The sequence below is a fragment of the Salinarimonas chemoclinalis genome (assembly GCF_041514305.1).
Classification (GTDB): Bacteria; Pseudomonadota; Alphaproteobacteria; order Rhizobiales; family Beijerinckiaceae; genus Salinarimonas; species Salinarimonas chemoclinalis.
The window spans coordinates 724,740-749,221 of record NZ_JBGMWH010000001.1 but is presented as its reverse complement, the minus strand read 5'-3'; the positions used below and the strand labels follow the sequence as shown (position 1 = coordinate 749,221).

General features: G+C 71.6%; 21 protein-coding genes and 1 pseudogene. 7 read left to right on the top strand and 15 right to left on the bottom strand.

Features of this window, described 5'->3' with window-relative positions; all coding sequences use genetic code 11:
- Positions 1 to 2 precede the first annotated feature (2 nt).
- Together AB9M23_RS03425 and AB9M23_RS03420 are read right to left on the bottom strand one after the other, a co-directional pair.
- A complete protein-coding gene (locus AB9M23_RS03425; protein WP_372422472.1) occupies positions 3 to 1,523 on the bottom strand; it encodes an AMP-binding protein in 1,521 nt (506 codons plus the stop codon).
- Positions 1,520 to 2,734: a thiolase family protein gene (locus AB9M23_RS03420; RefSeq protein WP_372422470.1), complete on the bottom strand. Its 1,215-nt coding sequence runs from the start codon at positions 2,732 to 2,734 to the stop codon at positions 1,520 to 1,522. The genes AB9M23_RS03425 and AB9M23_RS03420 overlap by 4 nt, the downstream gene beginning before the upstream one ends.
- A gap of 179 nt (positions 2,735 to 2,913) precedes the next feature.
- Here AB9M23_RS03420 and AB9M23_RS03415 point away from each other — a divergent pair, with 179 nt between their 5' ends.
- Positions 2,914 to 3,696 carry a crotonase/enoyl-CoA hydratase family protein gene (locus AB9M23_RS03415; RefSeq protein ID WP_372422468.1) on the top strand — a complete coding sequence of 261 codons (783 nt, stop codon included), beginning with the start codon at positions 2,914 to 2,916 and terminating at the stop codon, positions 3,694 to 3,696.
- Between the two features lie 480 nt (positions 3,697 to 4,176).
- On the opposite strand, the gene AB9M23_RS03410 is transcribed toward AB9M23_RS03415, so the two are convergent.
- The 5 genes from AB9M23_RS03410 to ppc form a co-directional block, all read right to left on the bottom strand.
- Positions 4,177 to 5,505: a TRAP transporter large permease gene (locus AB9M23_RS03410; protein WP_372422466.1), complete on the bottom strand. Its 1,329-nt coding sequence runs from the start codon at positions 5,503 to 5,505 to the stop codon at positions 4,177 to 4,179.
- Between the two features lie 16 nt (positions 5,506 to 5,521).
- The gene (locus AB9M23_RS03405; protein WP_372422464.1) at positions 5,522 to 6,115 is read right to left on the bottom strand and encodes a TRAP transporter small permease; all 594 of its coding nucleotides are present in this window, start codon (positions 6,113 to 6,115) and stop codon (positions 5,522 to 5,524) included.
- A 10-nt stretch (positions 6,116 to 6,125) separates the two neighbouring features.
- Positions 6,126 to 7,187: a TRAP transporter substrate-binding protein gene (locus tag AB9M23_RS03400; RefSeq protein ID WP_372422462.1), complete on the bottom strand. Its 1,062-nt coding sequence runs from the start codon at positions 7,185 to 7,187 to the stop codon at positions 6,126 to 6,128.
- A gap of 115 nt (positions 7,188 to 7,302) precedes the next feature.
- On the bottom strand, positions 7,303 to 7,704 hold the full coding sequence (locus AB9M23_RS03395; RefSeq protein WP_372422461.1) for a carboxymuconolactone decarboxylase family protein: 402 nt from the start codon (positions 7,702 to 7,704) through the stop codon (positions 7,303 to 7,305).
- 53 nt (positions 7,705 to 7,757) lie between these two features.
- A complete protein-coding gene (ppc, locus tag AB9M23_RS03390; RefSeq protein WP_372422459.1) occupies positions 7,758 to 10,538 on the bottom strand; it encodes a phosphoenolpyruvate carboxylase in 2,781 nt (926 codons plus the stop codon).
- 186 nt (positions 10,539 to 10,724) lie between these two features.
- Here ppc and AB9M23_RS03385 point away from each other — a divergent pair, with 186 nt between their 5' ends.
- Both AB9M23_RS03385 and AB9M23_RS03380 read left to right on the top strand, forming a co-directional pair.
- Positions 10,725 to 11,714: a sodium-dependent bicarbonate transport family permease gene (locus tag AB9M23_RS03385; protein WP_372422457.1), complete on the top strand. Its 990-nt coding sequence runs from the start codon at positions 10,725 to 10,727 to the stop codon at positions 11,712 to 11,714.
- Positions 11,711 to 12,067 carry a DUF190 domain-containing protein gene (locus tag AB9M23_RS03380; protein WP_372422455.1) on the top strand — a complete coding sequence of 119 codons (357 nt, stop codon included), beginning with the start codon at positions 11,711 to 11,713 and terminating at the stop codon, positions 12,065 to 12,067. Before AB9M23_RS03385 ends, AB9M23_RS03380 begins: the two co-directional genes overlap by 4 nt.
- Positions 12,068 to 12,110: 43 nt before the next feature.
- Here the strand turns inward: AB9M23_RS03380 and AB9M23_RS03375 are convergent, their stop codons facing one another.
- The gene (locus AB9M23_RS03375) at positions 12,111 to 12,692 is read right to left on the bottom strand and encodes a fasciclin domain-containing protein (protein ID WP_372422453.1); all 582 of its coding nucleotides are present in this window, start codon (positions 12,690 to 12,692) and stop codon (positions 12,111 to 12,113) included.
- 113 nt (positions 12,693 to 12,805) lie between these two features.
- Here AB9M23_RS03375 and AB9M23_RS03370 point away from each other — a divergent pair, with 113 nt between their 5' ends.
- The 4 genes from AB9M23_RS03370 to AB9M23_RS03355 all read left to right on the top strand — a co-directional run bounded on the left by AB9M23_RS03370 (position 12,806) and on the right by AB9M23_RS03355 (position 15,958).
- Complete coding sequence (locus AB9M23_RS03370) at positions 12,806 to 13,303, top strand: YciI family protein (RefSeq protein WP_372422452.1); 498 nt, start codon at positions 12,806 to 12,808, stop codon at positions 13,301 to 13,303.
- Positions 13,300 to 14,532, top strand: a complete 1,233-nt coding sequence (locus AB9M23_RS03365; RefSeq protein ID WP_372422451.1) for an RNA polymerase sigma factor — start codon at positions 13,300 to 13,302, stop codon at positions 14,530 to 14,532. The genes AB9M23_RS03370 and AB9M23_RS03365 overlap by 4 nt, the downstream gene beginning before the upstream one ends.
- A gap of 107 nt (positions 14,533 to 14,639) precedes the next feature.
- Positions 14,640 to 15,209: a sigma-70 family RNA polymerase sigma factor gene (locus AB9M23_RS03360; RefSeq protein ID WP_372422449.1), complete on the top strand. Its 570-nt coding sequence runs from the start codon at positions 14,640 to 14,642 to the stop codon at positions 15,207 to 15,209.
- Positions 15,206 to 15,958: an anti-sigma factor gene (locus tag AB9M23_RS03355; RefSeq protein ID WP_372422447.1), complete on the top strand. Its 753-nt coding sequence runs from the start codon at positions 15,206 to 15,208 to the stop codon at positions 15,956 to 15,958. Before AB9M23_RS03360 ends, AB9M23_RS03355 begins: the two co-directional genes overlap by 4 nt.
- 27 nt (positions 15,959 to 15,985) lie before the next feature.
- On the opposite strand, the gene AB9M23_RS03350 is transcribed toward AB9M23_RS03355, so the two are convergent.
- The 7 genes and pseudogenes from AB9M23_RS03350 to AB9M23_RS03320 form a co-directional block, all read right to left on the bottom strand.
- Positions 15,986 to 16,924 (bottom strand): DUF5996 family protein, encoded by a 939-nt coding sequence (locus AB9M23_RS03350; RefSeq protein WP_372422446.1) that lies wholly within the window; start codon positions 16,922 to 16,924, stop codon positions 15,986 to 15,988.
- A 28-nt stretch (positions 16,925 to 16,952) separates the two neighbouring features.
- Positions 16,953 to 17,270 (bottom strand): GNAT family N-acetyltransferase, encoded by a 318-nt coding sequence (locus AB9M23_RS03345; protein ID WP_372422445.1) that lies wholly within the window; start codon positions 17,268 to 17,270, stop codon positions 16,953 to 16,955.
- Between the two features lie 342 nt (positions 17,271 to 17,612).
- The gene (locus tag AB9M23_RS03340) at positions 17,613 to 18,257 is read right to left on the bottom strand and encodes a class I SAM-dependent DNA methyltransferase (protein ID WP_372422444.1); all 645 of its coding nucleotides are present in this window, start codon (positions 18,255 to 18,257) and stop codon (positions 17,613 to 17,615) included.
- Between the two features lie 24 nt (positions 18,258 to 18,281).
- The gene (locus AB9M23_RS03335; RefSeq protein WP_372422442.1) at positions 18,282 to 19,145 is read right to left on the bottom strand and encodes an EamA family transporter; all 864 of its coding nucleotides are present in this window, start codon (positions 19,143 to 19,145) and stop codon (positions 18,282 to 18,284) included.
- Positions 19,146 to 19,303: 158 nt separating this feature from the next.
- Positions 19,304 to 20,332 (bottom strand): glycine betaine ABC transporter substrate-binding protein, encoded by a 1,029-nt coding sequence (locus tag AB9M23_RS03330; protein WP_372422626.1) that lies wholly within the window; start codon positions 20,330 to 20,332, stop codon positions 19,304 to 19,306.
- A 409-nt stretch (positions 20,333 to 20,741) separates the two neighbouring features.
- A pseudogene (locus AB9M23_RS03325) lies at positions 20,742 to 22,196 on the bottom strand (beta-ketoacyl synthase N-terminal-like domain-containing protein); the annotation flags it as partial.
- Positions 22,197 to 22,237: 41 nt separating this feature from the next.
- Positions 22,238 to 24,142, bottom strand: coding sequence for an amino acid adenylation domain-containing protein (locus AB9M23_RS03320; protein ID WP_372422440.1), 1,905 nt, complete (start codon positions 24,140 to 24,142; stop codon positions 22,238 to 22,240).
- Positions 24,143 to 24,482: the final 340 nt, after the last annotated feature.

The following is a 24,482-nucleotide window of genomic DNA, read 5'->3' as shown; positions in this document are numbered from 1 at the left end:
GGTCACGAGGCGCGTCGGGCCGTGGCGTCGGCCTTCAGCGTGGCCTTGTCGATCTTGCCGATCGCCGTCTTGGGGATCGCCGGCACGAGCGCGAGCACGGCCGGCAGCTTGTAGCGGGCGAGGCGCTCCGCGAGATGCGCCTCGAGGGTGGCGAGGTCGGTGCCCGATGCCACGACCCGGGCGTGGATGACCTCGCCCTTGCGCGCGTCCGGCACGGCGAAGGCCGCGGCCTCCGCCACCGCGGGATGGGCGAGGAGCGCTTCCTCGATCTCCCGCGGGTAGACGTTGAAGCCCGAGACGATCGCCATGTCCTTCTTGCGGTCGCGGATCTCGAGGATGCCGTCTGGACGGATCACGCCGATGTCGCCGGTGTGCAGCCAGCCGTCCCGCAGGGCCTCGGCGGTCTCCTCGCGGCGATTGCGGTAGCCGCGCATGATCTGCGGGCCGCGGGCGCGGATCTCGCCGGGCTCGCCGGGCGCGAGCGGCCCCTCCCCCGTCACCGGGTCGACGATCTCGATCTCGGTCTCGGGCAGCGGCACGCCGACCGATCCGGCGACGTGCGGTCCCGCCCGCGGGTTGGCCGCGAGCACGGGGCCGGCCTCCGTCTGCCCGTAGCCCTCGCACAGCGAGGCGCCGGTGAGCGCCATCCACCGCGTCAGCGTCGCCTCAGGCAGCGCCGAGGCGCCGCAGAAGCAGAGCGACAGCGTCGAGAAGTCGGTGCGCGCCGCCCGCGGCGCGGCGAGCAGCCCGTGGTATATCGTCGGGCTGCCGGCGAGGAAGGTGATGCGCTCCGCCTCGATCAGCGCGAGCGCGGCTTCCGGCGAATAGCGCGGCATGAGAACCATCGTGCCCCGCGCCCAGAGCGCGAGCATCAGCCCCATCGCCATGGCGTAGGCGTGGTAGAGCGGGGTGATCACGAGCGCCCGCTCGGCGTCCGGCGTCGTGGGCACGATCGCCTCGCGCTGGGAGACGTTGACCGCGAGAGCGCGGTGAACGAGGTCGACGCCCTTCGGAATGCCCGTCGTGCCGCCGGTGTATTGCAGGAGGCCGAGCGTGTCGGGGTCCGGCAACGGCAGCCGCGCGGGGTCGCCCGCGATCACGTGGAGCCGCCGCGCACCCGGCCCGACGGGGGTCGGCACCGGCAGGCCGAGTTCGGCGCACAGCGGCGCGATCCGCTCCGCGACATCGGGCGCGGCGAGGATCAGGCGCGGCGCGGCGTCGGCGAGCACCGGGCGCAGCTCGTGGACCGTGTAGGCGGGGTTGAGCGGCGTCGCCTGCGCGCCGGCGGCGAAGGCGGCCATCAGCGCCACGGGAAAATCGACGCTGTTCGGCATCAGGATCGCCACGCGCTCGCCTTCGACGCCCGCATCCCGCAGCTCGCGCGCGAAGCCTTCGGCGGCGCCGGCATAGGCGGCGTAGGAGACCCGCTCGTCGCCGCAGGCCAGCGCCTCGCGCCCCGGCGCCACCGCCGCCGCGTCGGCGAGCATGTGCACGACGGTCGGGTGGATCCGCGGCAGCGTCATGCCCGGCGGTCCTCCACGCGCAGGACGACCGCCATCGCGCTGTCGCCCGCGGCACATCCCTGGAACAGGCCCATGCCCCCTCCCCGCTCGACGAGCTCCTCGATCAGCTCGATCACGCCCCGCAGCGCCGTGGGCGCCTGGGGATGGCCGTAGATCAGCGAGGAGCCGAACGCGTTCATGCGACGCCAGTCTATGCCGAAAGCGCGGGCGAAGGCGAGATCGTTTATCGCGAACGGGTTGTGAGACTTGATCGCATCCACCTGCTCGATCCGAAGGCCCGCCCGCTCCAGCGCCCGCCGCGCGGCGGCGATCGGAGCGGCCGGCATGAAGCCGCGCTCCTCGCGCGCCTGGCCGAAGGCGAGAGGCGTGATGGCGATCTCCGGGCGGCGCGAGAGGTCCCGCGCCCGTTCGGGCGTCGTGACGATCATGCCGGCGTTGCCGTCGGCGGGATGCGTCTGGGCGCCGAGCGTCACCGTCCCGCCCTCGCGCACGGGAGCGAGCCGCGCGAGCTTCTCCGCGCTCGTCGGGTAGATGCCCGCATCCCCCTCCAGCGTCTCGGCGACGCCCTCGAAGCGGCCGTCCGGCACGGCGAAGGGCAGCGGCATGAAGCGGCGCTGGAAGGCGCGATCGTCGGCGAGCGCCTGGGCGTACTGCTCGGCCCGCACGAGGACGACCTCGTGCTGCTCCTCCCGCGTCGCCCCGAGGCGCCGCGCCACGTTCTCGGCGGTATCGACCATGGCGCAGCCGGCGAAGGGGTCGCGCTCGAAATTGTCGAGCACCCAGTGCTCGTGCGCGCCCGCGCCGCCGGGGCCGCGCGGATCGGGATAGAGGAGATGCGGGCCGTTGGAGACACGGTCCGCGGCGATCGCCAGCGCGCAGGTCGCGCGACCCGCCGCGATCTCGTCGGAGGCCGACGCGAGGATGCGCACCCCCGTGGCGCAGGCCTGCGCCAACGTGGGGCCGGCGACGCGCTCGGCGCCGATCATCCCCATCAGCCAGGGCAGCCCGTAGAAGGCACCGCGCTGCGGCACCGTGGTGCCGAGCACGCCGTGGTCGATCGCCTCGAGCGGGACGCCCCGCGCGGCGAGCACCGCGCGGGCGGTGTGGGCGGCGAGCCGCAGCGCGTGGTGCCCGGCCAGAGCGCCCTGCCACTTCACGAAAGGGCTGGACCAGTACCCGCCATGGGGGATGGCCGGGGTGGGTTGGGCCATGCGACGTCTCCGGTGCCGGTCGCGATCGGGCTTACTTACATGGATGTTGAAATTTCGCGCAGCGCCGCGCATGCGTCAACGGCCAATGGCACGTTGGCCGTGCGCCCAATCGAGACCGCGTTGACAGCGGCGGTCTCCGGCACGTTACTTCACAGCTCGTGTAGCGAAGGGGGAAGCGCATGACGGGCTCTCGAAGCCCCGAGATCGGGATCGCGGCGCAGGGTGTCGTCGGGGTGGTGACGCTGTCGCGGCCGGCCAAGCGCAACGCCATCTGCACCGAGATGATCCACCGGATCGGCGCGCTCTTCGCGGACCCTCCGGCGGCGTGGCGCGCGGCGGTCCTGGCCGCCGAGGGCGACCATTTCAGCGCGGGGCTCGATCTCGCCGAGCACCGCGAGCGCGCACCCGAGGACGTGATGGGCGTCTCGCGGCTGTGGCACCGCGCGACGCAGGCGGTGCGCGCCGGGCGCCTGCCCGTCGTCGCCGCGCTCCAGGGCTCGGTGATCGGCGCGGGGCTCGAGCTCGCGGCGGTGGCGCACGTGCGCATATGCGATCCCGCCGCCCGCTTCAGCCTGCCCGAGGCGCGCCGCGGCATCTTCGTCGGCGGGGGCGCGTCCGTGCGGGTCGGGCGCCTCGTCGGCGCGAGCCGGCTCGCGGAGATGATGCTCACCGGGCGCGAGGTGGAGGCCGAGGAGGCCCTGCGCATCGGCCTCGTCCACCGCCTCAGCGCCCCGGGCGAGAGCCTCGCCGAGGCGCTGGCGCTCGCCGCCGAGATCGCGACGAACGCGCCGCTCTCCAACCAGATGATCATCGGCGCCCTCGAGGAGATCGCCGATATGCCCCAGTCGGCGGGGCTCTACACGGAGTCGCTGGCGGCCGCCTACGTCCAGACGGACGGCGAGGCGAAGGCGCGGATGGAGGCGTTCCTCGGGCGCAAGGGGAGCGGCGACGGCGCGGGCTGATCGTGGGCGGAGCGGGTCGGAGCGGGTCGTGCACGGGTCGAGCGTCGTCTCTCATCCTTCCCCTATGGGGCGAGCCTATGCACACGTCTCCTGGGCCTCTCTCGGCTCTGGATGACCCGTGCCGGGGAGGTGGCCCGGGGATGCCGGCCGATTCTGTCCTTCCCTGTAGGGGAAGGTGGATCGGCGCCGAAGGCGACGAGACGGATGGGGCGCGCGGCACGCGCGTTCGGCGAAGCCGACATGCGACGGCGGATGGCGCACGCGGCGGCTTCCGCTTCGCGGAACGCATCGCTCGCGCGCCGCGCCCCATCCGTCACGCAGCCTTCGGCTGCGCGCCACCTTCCCCTACAGGGAAGGAGAAGACCTGCGCCCTGCCTCCCGGGGCTCGTCGTTCGACGCGACGTGCCGCAGATGTGTGAATCGACCAGCCCTACAGGGAAGCGGAACGCCGGCATCGACTGTTCAGGTGCCGATTCACCCCTACGTCACGAGCCACAGCGTCAGCGCGGGAAACGCGATCAGCAACGACACGCGCACGATCTCGGCGGCGAGGAAGACGGAGGCGCCCTTGAACGTCTCCCACATCGGGACGTCCTTGGCCAAGCCGTTGATGATGTAGACGTTGAGCCCGACGGGCGGGGTGATCAGCCCCAGCTCCACCACGATCAGGATGATGATCCCGAACCAGATCGCGGTCTCCTCCGGCGTCAGCCCGAAATCGAGCGCCATCACGATGGGGAAGAAGATCGGGATGGTGAGCAGGATCATCGACAGCGAATCCATCATCGCGCCGAGCGCGAGGTAGAGCGCGACGATGACGATCAGCACCACGATCGGCGCCAACCCGAGCGCGGAGATCCATTCGCCGGCCGCCATGGGCATCTGCGTGCGGGCGAGGAAGGCGTTGTAGAAGTCCGCGCCGAGCAGGATGAGGAAGATCATCGCCGTCTGGACCGCGGTGTCCTTGAGCACCTCCACGATCTCGCGCGGGCGCAGCTGCCCGTAGGTGAGCGCAGCGAGGCAGGTGCCGAAGGCGCCCACCGCCGCCCCCTCGGTGGGGGTGAACAGCGCGCGCCCGAACAGGGTCTCGCCGTTCATGCCGACGAAGACCGCGAGGAAGATCACGACGACGGGCCACACGCTCCCGAGCCGCGCGATGCGCTCGCGCCAGGGAATCGCCGGCGACGGCGGGCCGGACTCGGGCGAGAGCGCGAGGTAGACGCGCACGGCGATCATGAAGCCGATCACGGCCAGCAGCGCCGGCACGGCGGCGGCGAGGAACATCTTGGCGATGTTCTGCTGGGTGAGGATCGCGTAGATCACCAGCACGACGGAGGGCGGGATCAGGATGCCGAGCGTGCCGCCCGCCGCGATCGAGCCCGTGGCGAGCGCGCCCGAGTAGCCGTACTTGCGCATCTCGGGCAGGGCCACGCGGCCCATCGTGGCCGCGGTCGCGAGCGAGGAGCCGCAGATCGTGCCGAAGGCGGCGCAGGCGCCCACCGACGACATCGCGAGCCCGCCCTTGTAGTGCCCGAGGAAACCGTTCGCCGCCCGGTACAGGTTCGCCGAGAGCCCCGAGCGCGCCGCGAAGTTCCCCATCAGCAGGAAGAGCGGGATCACCGAGAGCGAGTAGTTGGCGAAGACCTCCCAGGGCGTCTGCTTCAGGTAGGCGAGGAAGGGGTTGAGCCCCGACAGGTACACGAAACCGATGCCGCCCACCGCCGCCATCGCCACGCCGATCGGGATGCGCACGACGAGGAGCCCGAGCAGGATCCCGAAGGAGAGGACGCCCAGCGCGACGTTGGACATGGAAGGGGCGCCTCTCTCAGTGCTCGGCGACGTCGTGGGGGCCGATCGGCCTGTTCGAGCGGATCTCCTCCGCCGAGCGCCAGACCGTGTAGGCGCACACGATCGCGAGCAGCCAGGCGCAGGCGACGCCGAAGGCGAAGGGATACGCCTCCGGCAGGCGCAGCACCATGGTCGTGTCGTTGTAGGCGAGCTTGTCCTGGAGGCCGAGCACGAGCCGCCAGGCGATCACGCCGGCGAGCACCGTGAAGATCAGGTTGCCGACGAGGTCGAGCGCCGCGCGCACGCGGAGCCGCGCACCCGAGGTGAAGAAATCCACGAGCACGTTGCCGCGCCGGAGCTGGCAGAACGGCAGGAACGAGAACACGGCGATGCCCGTGCCGATCTGCACGAGCTCGATGTCGCCGGGGATGGAGGCGGCCCGGAACTCGAGGCCGACGAGTCCCGCGAGCCCCGGCAGGATCGAGCGCCCGGTGATCGAGACGACCGAGACGACGATCATGCCGAGCAGCGCGATGCCGCCGAGAACCGCGACGGCGCCGCAGACGCGCTCCAGGAGTGCGCCGACGGCGGCGAGCGCCGCCGTCGGCCGTCGTGTCGCCGTCGTCGTCACGTACGTCGCCTCAGTTGGCCGCGGCTTCGTGCTTGGAGACGAGGTCGCGCGCGGACTGGACGAGGGCGGCGCCGTCGCGGCCCGCCGCGTCCTGCTCCGCGATCCAGGCCTCGATCACCGCCTCGCCGGCGGCCTTCCAGGCCTCCAGCGCCTCGCCCTCGATCAGCGTGATCTCGTTGCCGGTCTCCTCGATCGCCGCCTTGCCGACGAGGTCCCACTCGTCCCACTTGGCGCCGGTCTGCCGGGCGAGCTCGAGACCGGAATTGGCGTCGATCACCGCCTTGTTCTCGTCCGACATGCCCTCGTAGACACCCTTGTTCATGACGAACAGGAAGATCGCCGTGTAGAGCGAGCGGTCGCCGGTGAAGGCGCCGACCTTGTCGGTGAGCTCGTTCACCTTGAGCGCGGGCACCACCTCGTAGGGGAAGACCACGCCCTGGACGACGCCGCGCGAGAGCGCCTCGGGCACGCCCGGCGCCGGGATGCCCTGCGGGTTGGCGCCGAGATTGGCGAGCGTCTGGTTGATCACGCGGTTGGGCACGCGGATCGTCATGCCCTCGACGTCCTCGGGACGCACGATCGTCTTCTCACGGGTGTAGAAATTGCCGTGGCCGTGGCCGAAGACCGCGAGCACGTGGACGTCGTCGAGCTCGGCCGTGGCGTTCGCCTCGTAGAACTCGTGCGCGGCGGCGCTCGTCACCGCGCCGGTGGCGTGCGGGACGAAGGGCAGCTCCATCGCCTCGAGCGAGGGGAAGCGGCCGGGCGTGTTGCCCGCGAGCGTCCAGACCACGTCGACGATGCCGTCGCGGGCCTGGTCGTAGAGCTGCGGCGGGCGCCCGCCGAGCTGCATCGCCGGGAAGATCTCGACGGCGATGCGGCCCTCCGAATCGGCCTGGACCGCCTCGGCCCAGGGCACGAGCCAGTTCTGGTGCGCCTGCGAGGCGGCGGGCAGGAAGTGGTGGACGCGCAGCGTCACCTCCTGCGCGGCGGCCGGGCTCGTCGGCGCGGTCGAGAACGCGAGCGCGGCCGCGACGGCGGCGAGCGCGAGACGGGAATCGGCAGTCCTGGGCATGATCTCGGTCTCTCCCTCTTGTCGGCCCGTTTCCCGGGCTTCGCGGCGCGCGCGACGACGATCATTCGTGCGCATACGACCTCGCCTTCAAGTCAGCATGATATTAGTTGCGTCGTCAACCGTCTCCCGGCGCCGCGAGGTCGTCGGCCTCGTCGCCGAGGACCTCGCGGACCCAGCGGAAGGCGGCGTTCGACGCCGGCACGCCGGCATAGACCGCGCACTGGATCAGGAGCGCCCGCAGCTCGGCGATGCTGACCCCGTTCTTCAGCGCCGGCCGCAGGTGGAGCTTGAACTCCTCCTCGCGGTGGAGCGCGGTGGTGATCGTGAGAACGATCATGGAGCGCGTCTTCCAGGGCAGCGTCTCGTCGTTCCACACGTCGTGCCAGGCGGTGCGCGTGACGAACTCCTGCCACGGACCCGCGAAGGCTCCGGCGCCTGCGAGGGAGCGCTCGACGTGCGCCTCGCCGAGTACCGCCTTTCGGTTGGAAAGCCCCTTCTCGTACCTCTCGTCGTGCACCGTGCGTCTCCCCTCCGCCGCCGCCCGTGCGGCGGCATCCGGAGGAGACGCGATCAGCCGGAATTGCGCAAGCCGGCGGCGACGCCGTTGATCGTCATGTGGATGCCCTGCGTCACCCGCGCGTCGGCGTCGCCGGCGCGGTGGCGGCGCAGGAGCTCGACCTGCAGGTGGTTGAGCGGGTCGAGATAGGGGAATCGGTTGCGGATGGAGCGGGCGAGCAGCGGATTCGTCTCGAGCAGCGTCGCCTGTCCGGAGATCGAAAGCAGCGTCTCGATCGAGCGGGTCCATTCCTCCCGCAGGCGCGGGAAGATGCGCTCGGCCAGCGCCCGGTCGGAGACGAGGCCCGCGTAGCGCGAGGCGATGGCGATGTTCGACTTCGCCAGCACCATGTCCATGTTCGAGAGCAGCGCCTGGAAGAACGGCCAGTCGCGGTGCATCTCCCGCAGCATCTCGATGCGGCCGGGATCCTCGGCGAGGAAGCCCTCCACCGCCGTGCCGAAGCCGTACCAGCCCGGCAGCATCAGCCGCGACTGCGACCAGCCGAACACCCAGGGGATGGCACGCAGGTCCTCGATCGAGCGCGACTTCTTCCGCGAGGCGGGGCGCGAGCCGATGTTGAGGTTGGCGATCTCGCCGATGACGGTCGATTCCCAGAAATAGTCCTCGAATCCGGGCGTCTCGTAGACGAGCGCGCGGTAGGCCTGGAAGGCGCGGGCGGAGAGGTCCTCCATCACCTTGAGATAGGCGTCGCGCGGCGCCGGATCGTCGCCGTGCAGCAGGCTCGCCTCCATCGTGGCGGCGGCGATGATCTCGAGGTTGCGCCTGCCGAGCTCGGGGGTGGCGTATTTCGCCGCGATCACCTCGCCCTGCTCGGTGATGCGGATCGAGCCCTGCACGGCGCCGCCGGGCTGGGCGAGGATCGCCTGGTAGGAGGGCCCGCCGCCGCGGCCCACCGTCCCGCCGCGCCCGTGGAAGAGCCGCAGCCGCACGCCGGTCTCGCGGAAGACGCGCACGAGCGCGATCTCGGCCTTGTAGAGCTCCCAGTTCGAGGTGAGGAAGCCGCCGTCCTTGTTCGAGTCCGAGTAGCCGAGCATGACCTCCTGGGTCTTGCCGCGCGTCTCCAGCAGCGCGCGGTACTCGAAGACGGAGAACAGCTCCGCCATGATCCGCGCCGAGGCCTGGAGGTCGCCGATCGTCTCGAACAGCGGCACGATGTCGACGTCGAGCGTGCCCTCGAGCGGGCGCAGGAGCCCGGCCTCCTTGAGGAGGACAGCGACCTCGAGCACGTCCGAGACCGAGTCGGCCTTGGAGATCACGTAGTGGCGCAGCGCCGCAGGCCCGTAGCGACGGCGCGCGGCCGCCGCCTCGCGCACGATGGCGAGCTCGCCGGCGGTCTCGTCCGAATAGGCGACGTGGGGCGAGAACAGCGGGCGCGGCGTCCGCAGCTCCTCGACGAGCCGCGCGATGCGGGCTTCCTCCGGCAGCGCGAGGTAGTCGACGCCCGGCGTCGCCACCGCGAGCAGCTCGGCGATCGTGCGCTCGTGGACATCGGAGTTCTGGCGCAGGTCGATCGTGGCGAGGTGGAAGCCGAACACCGACACCGCCCGGCGCAGCAGCCGCAGTCGGCCCCGCGCCAGCGCCCCCGAGCCGTTGGCGACGAGGGATCGCTGGATGGCGTCGAGGTCCTGCGCCAGCGCATCGACCGTCGCGTACGCCTCGATTCCCTCGGCGGAGGCCTCGCGGCACAGGTCGGCGTGGCCGAGCGCGGCCGCGGTGGCGCACAGACGCGCATGGACGTGCGCGAGCGCGCGGCGGTAGGGCTCGGCCCGGCGGAAGACGGAGCGCTCGGGAGAGGCGTCGGCGAGCGCGCGCACCTCGTCGGAGACGCCCACCAGCCGCTCGTCGAGCGGCAGCTCGGCCGAGAGCGCCTCGATCTCGGCGAGATGATGCGCGAGCGCCTTGCGGCTGTGCAGGTGCAACGCCTCGCGCAGCACGTCGGCGGTGACGAAGGGATTGCCGTCGCGGTCGCCGCCGATCCAGGAGCCCATCCGCAGGAAGGGCGGCAGCTCCGCCCCGCCGAGCCCCTCCGCGCCGAGCGCGTCCTCCAGCGCCGCGTAGAGGCGCGGCAGGGCGGGCAGGAACGTGTCGTCGTAGTAGGAGAGCGCGTTGATCACCTCGTCGACGACCCGCAGGCGCACGCCGCGCAGGATGGAGGTCTGCCACAGCGCGAGCACGTTGCGACGCATCGCCTCCTCGTTCTCGGCGAGTTCCTCGGGGGTGAGCAGGCCCGTGTCGCGGGCCTTGAGCAGGCGCGCGACCTCCATCTCGCGGTCGATCGTCGACTTGCGGCGCACCTCGGTGGGATGTGCGGTGAGCACCGGCGAGATTTCCGCGCCCTGGAAGAAGGCCTCGAGGTCGCCCCGGGCGATGCCGGCCGCCTTGCACAGGGCGATGGTGCGCGCGAGCGTCCCCTCGCGCGGCTCGGAGCGCGCTTTCGCGTGCGCCCGCGAGCGCCGCTGGCGGTGCTGGTCCTCGGCCAGGTTGGCGAGATGGGAGAAGTACGAGAAGGCGCGGATGATCTGCAGGCTCGAGTCGCGCGAGAGCGCGTCGAGGATGGTCTGCAGCTCGCCGCGGGCGGCGACGTCCTCGTCGCGGTGGAAGCGCAGGCTCGTCTGGCGGATGCGCTCGACGAGGTCGAAGGTCGCCTCGCCCTCCTGCGCGCGCACCGTGTCGCCGAGGATGCGGCCGAGAAGGCGGATGTCCTCCCACAGCGGCTTGTCCTTCTCCTCCGCCCGCTCGGCCGCACCGATCGCGACGCCGTGCCCGACAGCCATGAGGCTTCTCCCCGCGGTTTCCACGAGGACAGGGTGACGATTTTTGCGCTGCATTCAAGCGGGGGGTGGGGCATCTTCCTTCGCGCCGTGGCGGTTCGGCCCGCCGCCACCCCGAGGCGCCCTTCTCAGGCGCGCCGTCCTCCGCTACGACCGGGCTCCCGCCTCGAGCCCCCGGGTGTCACGCGCGTGCTGGATCTCGTCCTCGCCAATCTCACCTCGCCCATCGTCCTGTTCTTCGCGCTCGGGCTCGCGGCGGCGCTCGCGCGCTCGGATCTCGCGGTGCCGGAGGCGGTGGCCAAGGCGCTCGCGCTCTACCTGATGATGGCGATCGGCTTCAAGGGCGGGGCGAGCGTCGCCGGGCACGGCGTCGATGCGCGGCTCGTCGGCGCCGTGATCGCCGGTGCGCTGCTCAGCTTCTCCATTCCCTGGATCGCCTTCCAGATCCTGCGGCGCACCACGAAGCTGCCGGCGCTCGACGCCGCGGCGGTGGCGGCGCACTACGGCTCGATCTCCATCGTCACCTTCGTCGCCGCCTCGGAATCGGTGCGCCTCTCCGGTCTCGTGGCGGAGGGCTATCTCGTCGCCGTCGCCGCCGTGATGGAGGCTCCCGCCATCCTCACCGCCCTGTGGCTCGCCCAGCGCGTGCGCAAGGGGGCCGGGCGCGGCGCCGACTCGGAGGACGCCGAGCCGCAGGGCGCGCTGATCCGCGAGATCCTGCTCAACGGCTCGATCGTTCTGCTGGCCGGCGCCTTCGCGATCGGCTGGGCCACGGGGGATCGCGGTCTCGAGGTCGTCTCGCCCTTCCTGGTCGCGCCCTTCCAGGGCGTCCTGTGCCTGTTCCTGCTCGACATGGGCCTCGTCGCCGGGCGCGGCCTGCGCTCGGGCTGGCGCGAGCTGAAGGGGCCGGTGCTCGCCTTCGGGCTCTACATGCCCCTCGTCGGCGCGACGCTGGCCGCGCTCGTCTCCCTGCCGCTCGGGCTCTCCGCCGGCGGGACGGCGCTGCTGATCACGCTCTCGGCGTCGGCGTCCTACATCGCCGTTCCCGCCGCGATGCGCCTCGCGCTCCCCGAGGCACGCCCGGCGATCTACCTCACGCTCTCGCTCGGCGTGACCTTTCCCTTCAACCTGACGCTCGGCATCCCGCTCTACATCGCGCTCGCGGAGGCGCTGTCATGACCAACGACGAGACGCCCGCGCCCGCAGCCCCCAGGCCGCGGCTCGAGACCCACGCCAAGAAGCGCCTGGACATCATCGTCGAGGCGCCGATCATGAACCGCCTGCTCGACCTGCTCGATCGCCTGGCGGTGACCGGCTACACCGTGGTCCCGGCGCTCGCCGGGCGCGGCCGCGAGGGCTCCTGGCGCCGCGCCGGGCTCGTCTCCGACGCCGGCCAGATGGTGCTCGTCATCTGCGTCCTCGACGAGAGCCGCGTGCCGGACGTGCTCGAGCCCGTCTACAAGCTCCTCTCGCGCCAGATCGGCGTCGTCACGGTGTCGGACGTGTCCGTGATCCGGCGCGAGCATTTCTGAGCGCGCCGGGCGCGGCCCGAGGCCCCGCCCGGCGCCGCCGGCCTCACGGCAGCAGGACCTTGTCGATGACGTGGATGACGCCGTTCGACTGCATCACGTCCGAGATCGGCACGCGCGCGGTGTTGCCCTGGTTGTCGGCGATGTAGGGGCCGTTGCCGTTGCGGTCGAGCAGCACGGCGAGCGTCCCGCCCTCGACCGTGCGCAGCTCCGCCTGCCCGCCCTCGCGCTGGGCGAGCGCCAGGAGCTCGGACGCCGTATAGGTGCCCGGCACGACGTGGAAGGTCAGCACGTCCGTGAGCTGGCCCCTGTTCGCCGGCTCGAGGAGCGTGTCGACCGTACCCGCCGGCAGTCGGGAGAAGGCGCGGTTCGTCGGCGCGAAGACCGTGAACGGGCCGGGTCCCGAGAGCGTGTCGACGAGCCCCGCGGCCTGGACGGCGGCGACGAGAGTCGTGTGGTCGGCGGAGTTCACGGCGTTCTCGACGATGGTGCGCGAGGGCAGCATCGGCGCGCCGCCGACGGTCTTGACCGCCTGGGCGGAGGCGAGCCCGGCGCCGAGCGCGAGGGGTACGCAGACCGCGGCGCCGAGAACGAGGTGGCGGGCGAGGCGTCGAAGCGTGGTCTTCATGGCTGGCTCCCTGTGACGTGGCGATCCGCATCGGGATCGAGGCCAGCTACGGAGCGTCGACGGCCGAGGTTTCACGCCCGCCGCGAGGCTCTCGGAATATTTCTATGCGGCCCATGTCGATCGCTCACGAGCCCGCGGCTCATCCGGTCGAGCGCACCGCGGTGCGCCGGCCCTGGCGCGCCGCCGTGCGCCGGCCCTGGCGCGCCGCCGCGCGCCGTGAGAAGCTTCGACAGGAGACCGGACCCATGCAGTACATGCTCGTCTTTCGCGAGGAGGAAGAGTTCCTCTCGGCCCGCACCGACCCGGAGCGCTCCAGCGCGTACTGGGGCGCGTGGGGCGCCTACATCGCCGCAATCAACGAGGCCGGCGTCGTGGTGAAGGGCGACGGCCTGCAGCCGCCGCACACGGCGACGACGGTGCGCCTGCGCGACGGCCGCCGCGAGGTCCAGGACGGCCCCTACGCGGACACGAAGGAGCAGCTCGGCGGCTACCTCGTCGTCGACGTGCCGACGCTCGACGCCGCGATCGACTGGGCGGCGCGCGCTCCCGCGGCATCAGCGGGCAGCGTCGAGGTCCGCCCCGTGCTCCCTCCGATGGCGCCCCCCGCATGAGCGCCGACGTGCGCCGGGCCGCGGAGGCCGCCGCGCGCACGTCCTACGGCCGGCTCGTCGCGATTCTCGCGGGCCGCAGCCGAGACATCGCCGCGGCGCAGGACGCCCTCTCCGACGCCTTCGCCGCGGCGCTCGAGACCTGGCCCCTACGGGGCATCCCGGATCGCCCGGAGGCTTGGCTGCTCACCGTCGCGCGCCGCGGGCTCGGGCACGCGGCGCGCCACGCCGCCGTGCGCGGGGACGCGGCGGCGACGCTCGCGATCCTCGCCGAGGAGGTCCGCGAGCGCGACGTGGGGACGATCCCCGACGCGCGGCTCGCGCTCCTCTTCGTGTGCGCGCATCCCGCGATCGACGAGGGCATCCGTACGCCGCTGATGCTCCAGACGGTGCTGGGCCTGGATGCGGCGCGCATCGCGCAGGCCTTCCTCGTCGCACCGACCGCGATGGCCCAGCGGCTCGTGCGCGCCAAGGGCAAGATCCGCGACGCGGGCATTCCCTTCGAGACGCCGGAGCCCGCGGAACTGCCCGCGCGGCTCGAAGCCGTCCTCGCCGCCGTCTACGCGGCCTTCGGCACGGCCTACGACGAGACGCCCGGAATCGCCGGCCACGCGGCGGGCGACGGGCTCGCCGGCGAGGCGATCCATCTCGCGCGCCTGCTTTCGTCGCTCCTGCCGCACGAGCCCGAGCCGCTCGGGCTCCTCGCGCTCATGCTCCACGTCGACGCGCGTGCACCCGCGCGGCGCAATGCGCGCGGGGCCTACGTCCCGCTCTCCGAGCAGGACCCCCGGCTGTGGTCGCGCGCGGCGATCGTCGAGGCGGAGGATGCGCTCACGCGCGCCGCCCGCCTGCGCCGGCCGGGGCGATTCCAGACCGAGGCCGCGATCCAGGCGGTGCACGCCCAATCGCGCATGACGGGCCGGCGCGAGGCGCGCGCCCTGTGCACGCTCTACGATCACCTGTCGGGCCAGACGTCGGCTGTCGGGGTCGCCGTCGCGCGCGCGGCGGCGCACGGGGAGGCCAGGGGTCCCGACGCCGGGCTCGCGCTCCTCGCCACGCTGCCGCCGGCGCGGGTCGAGGCCTATCAGCCCTTTCACGCCTGCCGCGCTCATCTCCTCGCCGCCGCGGGTCGCGCCGACGACGCGCGCGCCGCCTACGATGCGGCGCTGGCCCTGACGGGCGACGCCGCCGTGCGCGCGCATCTCGCGCAACGCCGCGCAGCGCTCTCCTGACCCTCGTCCACGCCCGCCTCCCGCGCGTGCGCGACGCCCGCCGAGCGCGTGACTTTGGCGCGCGATGCGCTATCTCTAGGCGCCTTGCGTCGAGCGACGAGGTCCGCGTGCGTCATCCCCCCGATCCGCAGGAGCCCGTGGACGAGCCGTTGGAGGCTCTCCTCGCGGCGGTCGCGCGCGCCGATCGCGGTGCCTATGCGCGGCTCTACGCGCGAACCAGCGCGAAACTCTTCGGCGTGGTGCTCCGTATCGTCAAGGATCGGGGCATGGCCGAGGAGGTGCTGCAGGAGGTCTTCCTCGGCATCTGGCGCGGCGCCTCGTCCTATGCGGCGGAAAAGGCGCGGCCGATGACCTGGATGATCACCATCGCGCGCAACCGCGCGATCGACGCCGTGCGCGTCCGCCGCGAGGTCCTGCTCGATCCCGGCGAGGACGGCGAGGACCCCTTCGCCGCGATCCCCGACCCGTTCGACGCCGCCGCGAGCTTCGCCGATCGCGACGCGCTGACGCGCTGCCTCGACCGGCTGGAGGAGACGCAGAGGCATTGCATTCTCCTCGCTTACTGCGAAGGTTGGTCTCGCGAGGAGCTCGCCGCCCGAACGGGCAAGAACGTCAACACGATCAAGACCTGGCTGCACCGCGGCCTCGCCGCGCTCCGGGGGTGCCTGTCGTCATGAGCGCCGGGACGGACATGTACGAAGGGGACGACGACGACGCGCTCGCCGGCGAGTACGCGCTGGGCACGCTCGACGGCGGGGAGCGCGCGGCCTTCGAGGCGCGCCTCGCCCGCGAGCCGACGCTCGCCGCCGCGGTCGCGGCCTGGCAGGAGCGGCTCGCGCCGCTCGCCGACGCCGTGGCGCCGGTGGCGCCGCCGCCGGACCTGCTCGCGCGCATCGAGGCGCGGCTGGACGAGACGCCCGCGGCGACCGCCTCGACGGCCTCCCCCGCCGACGTCGTCTCCCTCGACGAGGTCCGGCGGCTGCGCCGCGCGCTCGGGCGCTGGCGCGTCGCGGCGGGCTCGCTCGGGGCGCTGGCGGCGGCGCTGGTGGCGCTCGCGATCCTGTTCCCCGGCGCGTTCCTGCCGCCGCCGCCCGAGGGTGAGCGCTACGTCGCGGTCGTCGACCGCGGCGGGGGGTTGCCCGCGCTCATCGTCCAGGTCGACGTGGCGCAGGGCCTCGTGCGCGTGCGAGCCCCCGCAGCCGAGGCGCCGCCCGACCGGGCGCTCGAGCTCTGGCTTGTCGCCGCCGACGACGACCCGCGCTCGCTGGGCCTCGTGCGCGACGCCGCCGACATCCGCCTGGAGCCGGCCGTCGCCCGCGCCACCCCCGGCGCCACCCTCGCGGTGAGCGTCGAGCCGCCCGGCGGCTCGCCCACGGGCGCGCCGACGGGGCCGGTGGTCTACACGGGAGTGCTGATCCCGCAGTGACGCGAGGGGCGTCGGGGCGTCCCGGCTTCAGGCGGGGACCGCACGGGGAACGCGCGGCACCCCGCGCGCGCACTCCAATGCCGTGCGATCCCAGCCGCCGATCCGCGCGGCAGCGACGTACGTGCTGTCGAGGAAGGCGAGAAGTGCGGCATGCGGGTCGTCTGCGCCGCGTACCGCCTCGTAGGGCAGGACGAACTCGCCGAGCGTCGCGTTCCAGGTCGCTCCGTCCGGCACGACCGCCGCGCGCGCGAAGCCCTCGGGCGTCGGGTAGGCGTAGGCGTAGAACGCCGCGTCCATGCCGTTGCCGCCCGGCCAGAAGCCCGCGGAGCAGACCTCGTGGCTGTAGGCCTCCCGCGTGACGGAGTCCGGCAGGTTGGGAATGCCGCCGGGATGCGCGGGCGCGCGCCGGCCGGAGAAGCGGGTCACGGCGAGATCGAACGAGCCCCAGAACAGATGGACGGGCGAGACCTTGCCGAGGAAGCCCGTGCGGAAGAGCTGGAAGACGCCCTCGATCGACACGAGCGCCCTGTGGAAGCGCTCCACCGCCCGGGCATCGTACGGCCGCTGCGCGTGATCGTCGGCGAAGGGCACCGCGTCCGGGATCTCGTTCGGACGCCCGTGGATCGCAAATCGGCCGCCCAGGGCGGCCACCATCTCGCCGGTTCGGGCCAGGAACGCCGCGACGCTGGTGGGCCCGAGCGGCATCGTCTCGCGCCCGCCGCCCGCTCGCTCCGCGATGAGGAGATGATCGTGCAGGTCGAGCGTCAATGCGATCGCACCCGCCGGATCCGGCACCGCTCCGGTCGTGAGGCCTCGGGGCGTGACGTAGAGGGTCGCATGCCAGGAGTGATTGACCCAAGGCGCATGCGCGAGACGATACTTGCCGAGCACCTGGCACCAGAGGTGCAGCGCCGTGCAGGTCTCGCCCCAGGCTTCGTGAGGGAGCGGCGGCCAGCGTTCGTCCATGATCACCCCCGACGAGCCATGACCGACGTCACCGCCCGACCACGTCCCAGAATTCCGGATGCCGCTCGATGGTCGCCTTGGCGAACGGGCACAGCGGGATGATCCGCCTGCCGGCCGCCCGAGCGTCCTCGACCGCGCGCCGCACGAGGACGAGGCCGAGCCCGCGGCCGCGCAAGGCGTCGGGGACCCCGGTGTGGTCGATGATGACGAGACTCTCACCGGCGCGCGTGTAGGTCATCTCGGCCTCGTGGCCGTCGAGAACGACGACGTAGCGGCCCTTGGAGCCCCTGTCCTCGTGCCGAACCGGCGGCTCGCCGGAGGCCGTCACTTCACCTGCGTCGGACATGCGCTCACCATCGTGCCGGCCTCGCCCCTGGGAGCGAGACTACAGGAGGCGGCCGAGGGGGCAAGCGGCCCGTCGCGTGTCGGCGAGGCTGGGAGCGCACGCCGCCGAAGCGGGTGAAGGGAATCGAATTCTCGTCGTCAGCGGGAACGCTGAGGCTGGTCTCGTTTCGCCCGTCACCACCGTGACGGATCGCTTACCAAGAACATGTGGTTCTTCGTGAATTTCGGATACGCGTTGCGGCGGAGCGTTGCCCCCGCAACGGCAACGGCCGTTGTATCGCTGTCCAATCCCGAAAGAGACGATGCCGACCACGGGCGCGTAGAAGCCGCCGGCCGCACCGGCTCAACCAACCCGATAGACGTCGTAATGGATACCGATCTCCTCGGCGAAGGAATCGTGCTCGGGCACGTAGGGCTGCGGGTCGGAATGCGAGATCCGGGTCCACAGCCCCTCCGCCTCGAGGCGCGCGACGAGGGCGATGAAGCCGTCGTGATAGAGATCCGTCCGGTGGGTGAAGGAGACGTAGCCGTCGGCGCACACGAGCCGGCAGAACTCGCGCAGCAGTGCCTCGAGATCGGTGACGTACGTGAGTGTCCCGACGCAGACGACGGCCGCGAAGGCGCCATCGTCGAAATCCAGGCGCCGATCGAGGTCGCCGCGTATCAGCCTCTCGTAGCAGGCCTTCTGCTGTGCGACGGCGAGCGAGTCGAGCGACACGTCGAGCCCGACGAGAGCCGTGAAGCCTCGCCGGCTCAAGCGCTCGCCGACGAGCCCCGTGCCGCAGCCCGCGTCCAGGATCGGGCGATCCCGATCGCAAAGGAGCTGGGCCAGCGCGTCCGCCGCGATCCAGGGGGCGCGATACCCCCTCGCGACGAGGTCGTCGTCGTAGGTCGACGCCCAGCGATCGAAATAGGCCTCCCGATCGCGCGGCGTCGCCTGCCGGAGGTCGCGAAGCTCGGTCCCCGCTCGATGTTCCTTGGTCATCATCGGTCCTCGTGCTGGAGAGCTGTTTCATCCGCTGACGACGACGACGCCGGCGACGATCATCGCGATGCCGAAGTACTGCGAGAGCCTGAGGCGCTCCCGGAACAGCAGAATGCCGAGCAGCGCACCGACGCCGCCGAAGGCGGAGCTGACCGCCGTGACGATCGAGATGTTGCCGTAGGCCGCGCCGTAGATGTATCCGACCCAGGCGATGTTCAGGATGACGGAATGATACAGGAAGATCCGAAGCATGCCCGACGGCGCCTTGCGCACCTGCCGGAAGCGGGCACCGATCATCAAGGACATCGTCAGGAAGAGGATCGACTGCGAGAACGCGGAGAGCAGGAAGGCGTCCACGCCTCCCAGGCCCCGCGACCCGGCGCCGAGGGCGGCGAACGCGACGCCGAAGAGGGCCAGCGCGATGCCGCCGTTGACGATGCTCGTCCTATCCCCGCTGGAGACGATCTTCCTCGGATCGCCCGCGACGAACACGATTCCGAAGACGGTGACGAATATGCCGAGGACCTGGACCTCGGTGACGATCTCGTCGGCTAGCGTCGTCATGAGGAAAAGCGTGATCAACGCGTAGGAGGACGAGATGGGCTCGACGATCGACAGACGCCCGAACTCGATCCCGCGCATGTAGAAGGTGTAGCCGACGACGTAGACCGCCGAGCTCAGGAAGATCAGGGCGACGTTGCCCATCGGCCAGAAGACGTCCCCGGTCGCGAGCAGCACCGCGCCGACCGCGAGGCTCAGGATCAGGGTCATCAGGTTGCGAATCATCATCGCCTGCGGCGTGCCGATCGAGCGAATACCGTGCGCCTGGATGAAATCGGCGATACCCCAGCCGAACATGCCGATGAGGCCACAGACGAGCGAGATCTCCATCGCCAATCCTTCGCGTTCTCGAGATCGGGTGCGCACGAGGCCGTCGCCTCGGCACGCAGGCGGGCGAGGCGCAGCACTCGTTTTCGGGTTGCATCCGCGGCGGCCGGGGGGTGGCGCCGATCGTCTGCGCGTTCACCCCTCCCTCGCTGCGGGCTCTCTCAGTCTGCTGGCGTGAGGCTGTTCTTCATTGACGCGACTTCGGCATCGTCGAGCCAAGACGTCCACAGGTCCGGCCGGGTCTGGAAGAAGTGCAGCGCGGTGGCTCGCGGCGAGAGGTCGTTCTCGACCATGTAGCCTGCGAGCCGGCGCACCGTTTCGGTGCCGACGGTCATGCGCCGCAGAACCTCCACAGCGCGCGGGTGAGCCTGCGCGAACTCGTCCGTGACGAACTTGGAGATCGGCACGGTCTCGTAGGCACAGGCCTGCACGGCGCCGCGCCCCGGCTCCCATTCCTCGACGGCGGCATCGATCGCGGCCTGGCACGCCGGCGTGTAGGCGGGCTCCTCGAGCTGCGTCATGTCGAGCCGACCGAGCAGCGGGCTCGGATCCCAGTCGTAGGTGACGAACGGCTCGCCGTTCGCGTAGCGCCGCGAGATCTCGGCATTGAGCTCGGCCTCGGACGCCGGCTCTACGACGTCGAAATGCCCGCTGGCACCGTAGGTCACCATCTTGACGCGATTGGGCTCGCGGCAGGCCCAGCCTTCGATACAGTTCAGCCACTCGCCTCCACCCTCGCCGAGCGCGAAGGCGGACGCCAGCTCGCCGAGCTGGTCGACCCGCCGGAGCTCGGGGGCGAGCGGCTCGATATTGCGCGCGGCGTCACCCTCGACCACGTAGGTCGGCACGAAGAAGGCCTGCACCGCCTTCTCGTAGGTCGGGCCGAGATCGAGGATCTCGCCCTCCTCGAGGCGCGCCGTGACCCAGGGATTCATCAGCGAGCGCCACATCTCCATGTTGAGATGCATCGTGCCCGCGGCCATCTGCTCCTGCATGTCCGGGACGTCGGACGGAACGATCTCGGTCCGGATGTCCAGCGCGTTCTCGAGGACGTAGGACGCGATGGCGGCGTTGATCTGGATGTTTTCCCAGCCGCCGTCGTAGATGCGCACGACCTCCTGCGCGCTCGCAGCGGGAGCCACGATGCTCGCGGCGAGAATCGAGAGGGCTGCCGTGATGCGTCTTGCCATGTCTGGTTCTCCGTCTCGTGTCTTCGTCCTCGAACAAAGCGCGCGCAGGCGCGCCTTCAGGTCGTCACCGAGGGCGGCGGCCATGCCGGCTTCGCTCCAGGGACCCCACGCGACCGCGAGCGCGGGAAGGCCCTCGGCCGCGCGCGCCTCGACGATCCTGTTCATCGCCGCGTTCGCCGCGACGTATGCCGCCTGGCGCTGGCGACCCAAGCGGAAGACGCGACCTTCTCCTGGAGCGCGGCCCGGCCCATCCCCGCGAGCACGGGATGCGGGCCGATCTCGAGGAAGACGTCGCCGCCCAGCTCGACCGCCGCCTCGAGGCCGGCATGGAACAGGACCGGCCGGCGGACGTGGTCGACCCAGTAGTCCGGGGTCGCCATCTCGGAGCCGGCGAGCCGACCCGTGACGTTGCCTCGATCATGGCGTCGAGCGCGGCGGGCGAGCGCGCCGAGAGGGTCATCGTATGCCGGCGCGGCGCCGCGCCGGCGTCGAGCCGCGCCGTGGGGGCGCCCGGCGCTTCCTCCAGGACGACATGCGCGTTGGTCCCGCCGATCCCGAAGGAGGAAACGCAGGCGCGCCGGGGCAGATGGCCGTCCCATGGCCGTGCCCGGGGGTCGAGCGAGAAGGGCGTCGTCGTGAAGTCGATCTCGGGATTGACCCGCGAGACGTTGATCGCGGGCGGCAGCGTGCGATGACGCATGGCCAGCACGCTCTTGATCACCCCGGCGACGCCGGCAGCCGCGATGAGATGGCCGACATTGGCCTTCAGCGAGCCGATCGCGATCGGCGGCGCGGCGCCGTCGCGGCCGGCGAAGGCCTGGCGCAGCGCCTCGATCTCGATCGGATCGCCGAGCTTCGTGCCGGTGCCGTGGGCCTCGATGAGGCCGATGCTCTCAAGCGGCACCGCGGCTTCGGCGAGCGCCTTGCGGATGACGGCGGCCTGGCCCCGAACGCTGGGCGCCGAGAAGCTCGCCTTCTGCGCGCCGTCGTTGTTGATCGCCGAGCCCTTGATCACGGCCAGGATCCGGTCGCCGCTGCGCCACGCATCGTCCAGCCGGCGCAACGCCAGCACGCCGACGCCGCTGCCGAAGACCGTGCCGTTGGCATCCGCGGCGAACGGCCGGCAGTGGCCGTCGGGAGACAGGATCATGGCGTCCTGGTGGAAGTAGCCGCCATCTGGAACGACGAGCGACGCCGCGCCGGTGAGCGCGAGGTCACATTCGCCGGTCTGCAGCATCCGGCAGGCGAGGTGCAGGGCCACCAGCGACGTCGAGCAGGCGGTCTGCACGTTGAGCGCGGGACCGTGGAGACCGAGCTTGAACGCCGCGCGGGTGGGCAGGTAGTCCTTGTCGTTGCCCAGCATCGCCTGGAAGCCGCCCATCGAGTCGAGCAGCCCCTCGGCGCGGAAGTCGTGATCCGTCACCACGTTGTTGGCGAAGTACATGTTCGGGCCGGCGCCGGCCACGACGCCGGTCGGCGTCTCGACGAGGCGCCCGGCGTAGCCCGCGTCCTCCAGCGCCTCCCAGGCGCATTCGAGGAACAGACGCTGCTGCGGATCCATCAGCCGCGCTTCGCGAGCCGTGATGTCGAAGAAATCGGCGTCGAAGCGGTCCATCCCCTCGAGCCGCGCGGCGGCCGGCACGAAGTTCTCGTGCAGACCCGCAGCAGCGTCGCGGCCGCATTCGGCGAGCTCGAGGTCCGTGAGGGGCCGAACGCTCTCGCGTCCGGCTTCGATGTTCCTCCAGAACGCGTCGAGGGTGTCTGCACCGGGAAAGCGCCCGGCCATGCCGACGATCGCGATCTCGAGCCCGGTCTCGTCTCCGGAGGCAGGCTGGCAGCCTGCGACGGGTACGTGCTGGTTCATGTCGAGTCCTTCTCGTTTCGATCGAGCGAAGGCCGCGCCTTTCAGGCGCCGCTCGCGCGGCGGGCACGGATGCGGGCGATGTTGCTGCGCGCCATGCCGGTGCGCGCCACGTGCGGCGGCGGCGCGACCGCCACGACCCGACGATCCGCATGGGTCGGATCGAGCGCGCGTGCGAGGTCGCCGGCGCGGGGGTGCTCGTAGACGAGCGCGGCCGGCACCGTCCTCGCGAGCCGCGAGAGCGCCTTGAACTGGAACTGGATCACGTCGATCGACTTCGCCCCGTGATCGAAGACGTTGTCCTGAGGGCGCAGGTCCCGACGCCCGAGCAGGTGGCGCCACAACATCAGGACGTCGTGATCGAGCCGGCCCGTCGGCTCCGGCTCCGCGGCGCGCGGCTCGAGCAGGATTCGCTCCACCGCCTTGCGATCCACCTTCCCGCTGGGCGTGAGCGGCAGAGTTTTCAGCGGCTCGATGCGAGACGGCACCATGAAGGCCGGCAGGGTGGCGCGGACACGGGCGAGCACCGCGCCGGGGGAGGCGTCGCCCGCGCTCACATCGAGGGTGATCGCGGCGACGATCCCGCCACCGGCGCCGCCGGCGGCGTCGTAGAGGACCACCGCGCCGGTGACGCCCCGGCAGTCGTTCAGAACCGACTCGACCTCGGCGAGTTCGACGCGATAGCCGTCGATCTTCACCTGCGAGTCGGCGCGCCCGACGTAGCGCAGCATGCCGTCCGCGTCCTTGCGGACGATGTCGCCGGTTCGGTAGCAGCGGGTCTCGACGCCGCCGGGCGACAGGACCGGGAAGCGCTCGCGCGTCAGGTCGGGCCGGCCCACGTATCCGTCCGCCAGAGCGATCCCCGACACGAAGAGCTCGCCCTCCTCGCCGTCCGGCGCAGGTGCGCCGTCCGCGCCGAGCACGTGGAGCCCCACCCGCGGCAGCGCCGTGCCGATCGGCGGAAGCGCCTCCCACTCCGCCGGGTCGTCCGGCAGCCGGTGGCAGGACACGACATGCGTCTCGGTCGGCCCGTACTGGTTGAAGAGGCGGCATTCCGGCAGCCGCGCGAACATGGTGCGGATCTCGTCCCCGATCACGAGTTGCTCGCCTGCGGTGTGCACCTCCCGCAGAGCCGTCAGCGCGCTAGGCCTGTGGAGGCTGGCGTGGGCGAGTTGCCGGAGCGCGATGAAGGGCAGGAAGAGGCGGCGGACCCGCAGGTCGTCGAGACGGGCGATCAGCTCGAGCGGGTCGCGCCGCGCGCTCTCCGATACGATCACGAGCGTGCCGCCGAAGCACAGGGTTGCCGCGATCTCCTGGAACGAGACGTCGAAGCTCAGGGGTGCGAACTGCGCGGTCACGTCGCCGCGGGCGCAGCGGCCGAGTCCGTCCTGCCACAGGACCAGGTTCTCGAGCGCCGCGGCGGTCTGCAGGACGCCTTTCGGCGCACCCGTCGAGCCCGAGGTGAACATCACGTAGCCGCCGGGCCGGGGCGCGGGCTGGGCGTCGGGGAGGGCGGGGAGGTCGGCGGGAAGCGCCTCGAGATTCAGCGGGCGAACATGGTCCGGCATGTCGCCGAACGCGCCCAGCTCCGGCCCGGTCCCGACGAGCACGCTCGCCTGCGAGCCCTGCAGCATCTGGGCGAGCCGCGCGCGAGGGTAGGACGGGTCGAGTGGCACGTAGTCCGCCCCGATCCGCTGAGCGGCGACGATGGCCGCGCAGATCCGCGCGCCGCGGGGCATCAGCAACGCGACGCGGCGCGGCCGCGCCGAGCCCGGGGTCCCGGACAGAGCTTCGGACATCGCAGCGGACAGACGGCGCACGTCCATACACAACTCAGAATATGTTATGCGATCCACACCGCGAATGGCGACGAGATCGGGATCGTCCGCGGCGAACCGCTCGATCCGGTCGGTGAGGCAGATGCCGCCGGCTGGGGACGCCTCGGGCATGGCCAAGTCCTCCGCATATATGTGATACGCTCATGAGCGATATAGCTAAACGACAATATATTATGCAGCCTGTCAAGCGATTTCGACCAACTCTCGGATGCGTACGAGGAACGCCGGCTCTTTGGAGATGGCACAACAGACGGGTGGACCGTCGCTGGAGGCGTCCGGCGCCGGACACGGCGGCCGCGGCCGCGAGGCCGGCCCGACCCGGCCAGGATCACCGCGGCCGGGGCCGCCGGTATGGACCGAGCCGACCGGCGAGGCGCGGCGGCGATCCACGACAGCCTACGTCGAACCGGCGTCGAACACAACTATTGCAAAGTATCATAGTTTAGCGCAT

What these genes read in the sequence shown, in the direction of transcription:
- AB9M23_RS03330 (WP_372422626.1), bottom strand. Translation starts at nt 20,332, where the DNA reads ATGGCAAGACGCATCACGGCAGCCCTCTCGATTCTCGCCGCGAGCATC.
- AB9M23_RS03410 (WP_372422466.1), bottom strand. Translation starts at nt 5,505, where the DNA reads ATGTCCAACGTCGCGCTGGGCGTCCTCTCCTTCGGGATCCTGCTCGGG.
- AB9M23_RS03350 (WP_372422446.1), bottom strand. Translation starts at nt 16,924, where the DNA reads ATGGACGAACGCTGGCCGCCGCTCCCTCACGAAGCCTGGGGCGAGACC.
- AB9M23_RS03400 (WP_372422462.1), bottom strand. Translation starts at nt 7,187, where the DNA reads ATGCCCAGGACTGCCGATTCCCGTCTCGCGCTCGCCGCCGTCGCGGCC.
- AB9M23_RS03335 (WP_372422442.1), bottom strand. Translation starts at nt 19,145, where the DNA reads ATGGAGATCTCGCTCGTCTGTGGCCTCATCGGCATGTTCGGCTGGGGT.
- AB9M23_RS03415 (WP_372422468.1), top strand. Translation starts at nt 2,914, where the DNA reads ATGACGGGCTCTCGAAGCCCCGAGATCGGGATCGCGGCGCAGGGTGTC.
- AB9M23_RS03425 (WP_372422472.1), bottom strand. Translation starts at nt 1,523, where the DNA reads ATGACGCTGCCGCGGATCCACCCGACCGTCGTGCACATGCTCGCCGAC.
- AB9M23_RS03340 (WP_372422444.1), bottom strand. Translation starts at nt 18,257, where the DNA reads ATGATGACCAAGGAACATCGAGCGGGGACCGAGCTTCGCGACCTCCGG.
- AB9M23_RS03420 (WP_372422470.1), bottom strand. Translation starts at nt 2,734, where the DNA reads ATGGCCCAACCCACCCCGGCCATCCCCCATGGCGGGTACTGGTCCAGC.
- AB9M23_RS03365 (WP_372422451.1), top strand. Translation starts at nt 13,300, where the DNA reads ATGAGCGCCGACGTGCGCCGGGCCGCGGAGGCCGCCGCGCGCACGTCC.
- AB9M23_RS03345 (WP_372422445.1), bottom strand. Translation starts at nt 17,270, where the DNA reads ATGTCCGACGCAGGTGAAGTGACGGCCTCCGGCGAGCCGCCGGTTCGG.
- ppc (WP_372422459.1), bottom strand. Translation starts at nt 10,538, where the DNA reads ATGGCTGTCGGGCACGGCGTCGCGATCGGTGCGGCCGAGCGGGCGGAG.
- AB9M23_RS03355 (WP_372422447.1), top strand. Translation starts at nt 15,206, where the DNA reads ATGAGCGCCGGGACGGACATGTACGAAGGGGACGACGACGACGCGCTC.
- AB9M23_RS03320 (WP_372422440.1), bottom strand. Translation starts at nt 24,142, where the DNA reads ATGCCCGAGGCGTCCCCAGCCGGCGGCATCTGCCTCACCGACCGGATC.
- AB9M23_RS03370 (WP_372422452.1), top strand. Translation starts at nt 12,806, where the DNA reads ATGTCGATCGCTCACGAGCCCGCGGCTCATCCGGTCGAGCGCACCGCG.
- AB9M23_RS03375 (WP_372422453.1), bottom strand. Translation starts at nt 12,692, where the DNA reads ATGAAGACCACGCTTCGACGCCTCGCCCGCCACCTCGTTCTCGGCGCC.
- AB9M23_RS03380 (WP_372422455.1), top strand. Translation starts at nt 11,711, where the DNA reads ATGACCAACGACGAGACGCCCGCGCCCGCAGCCCCCAGGCCGCGGCTC.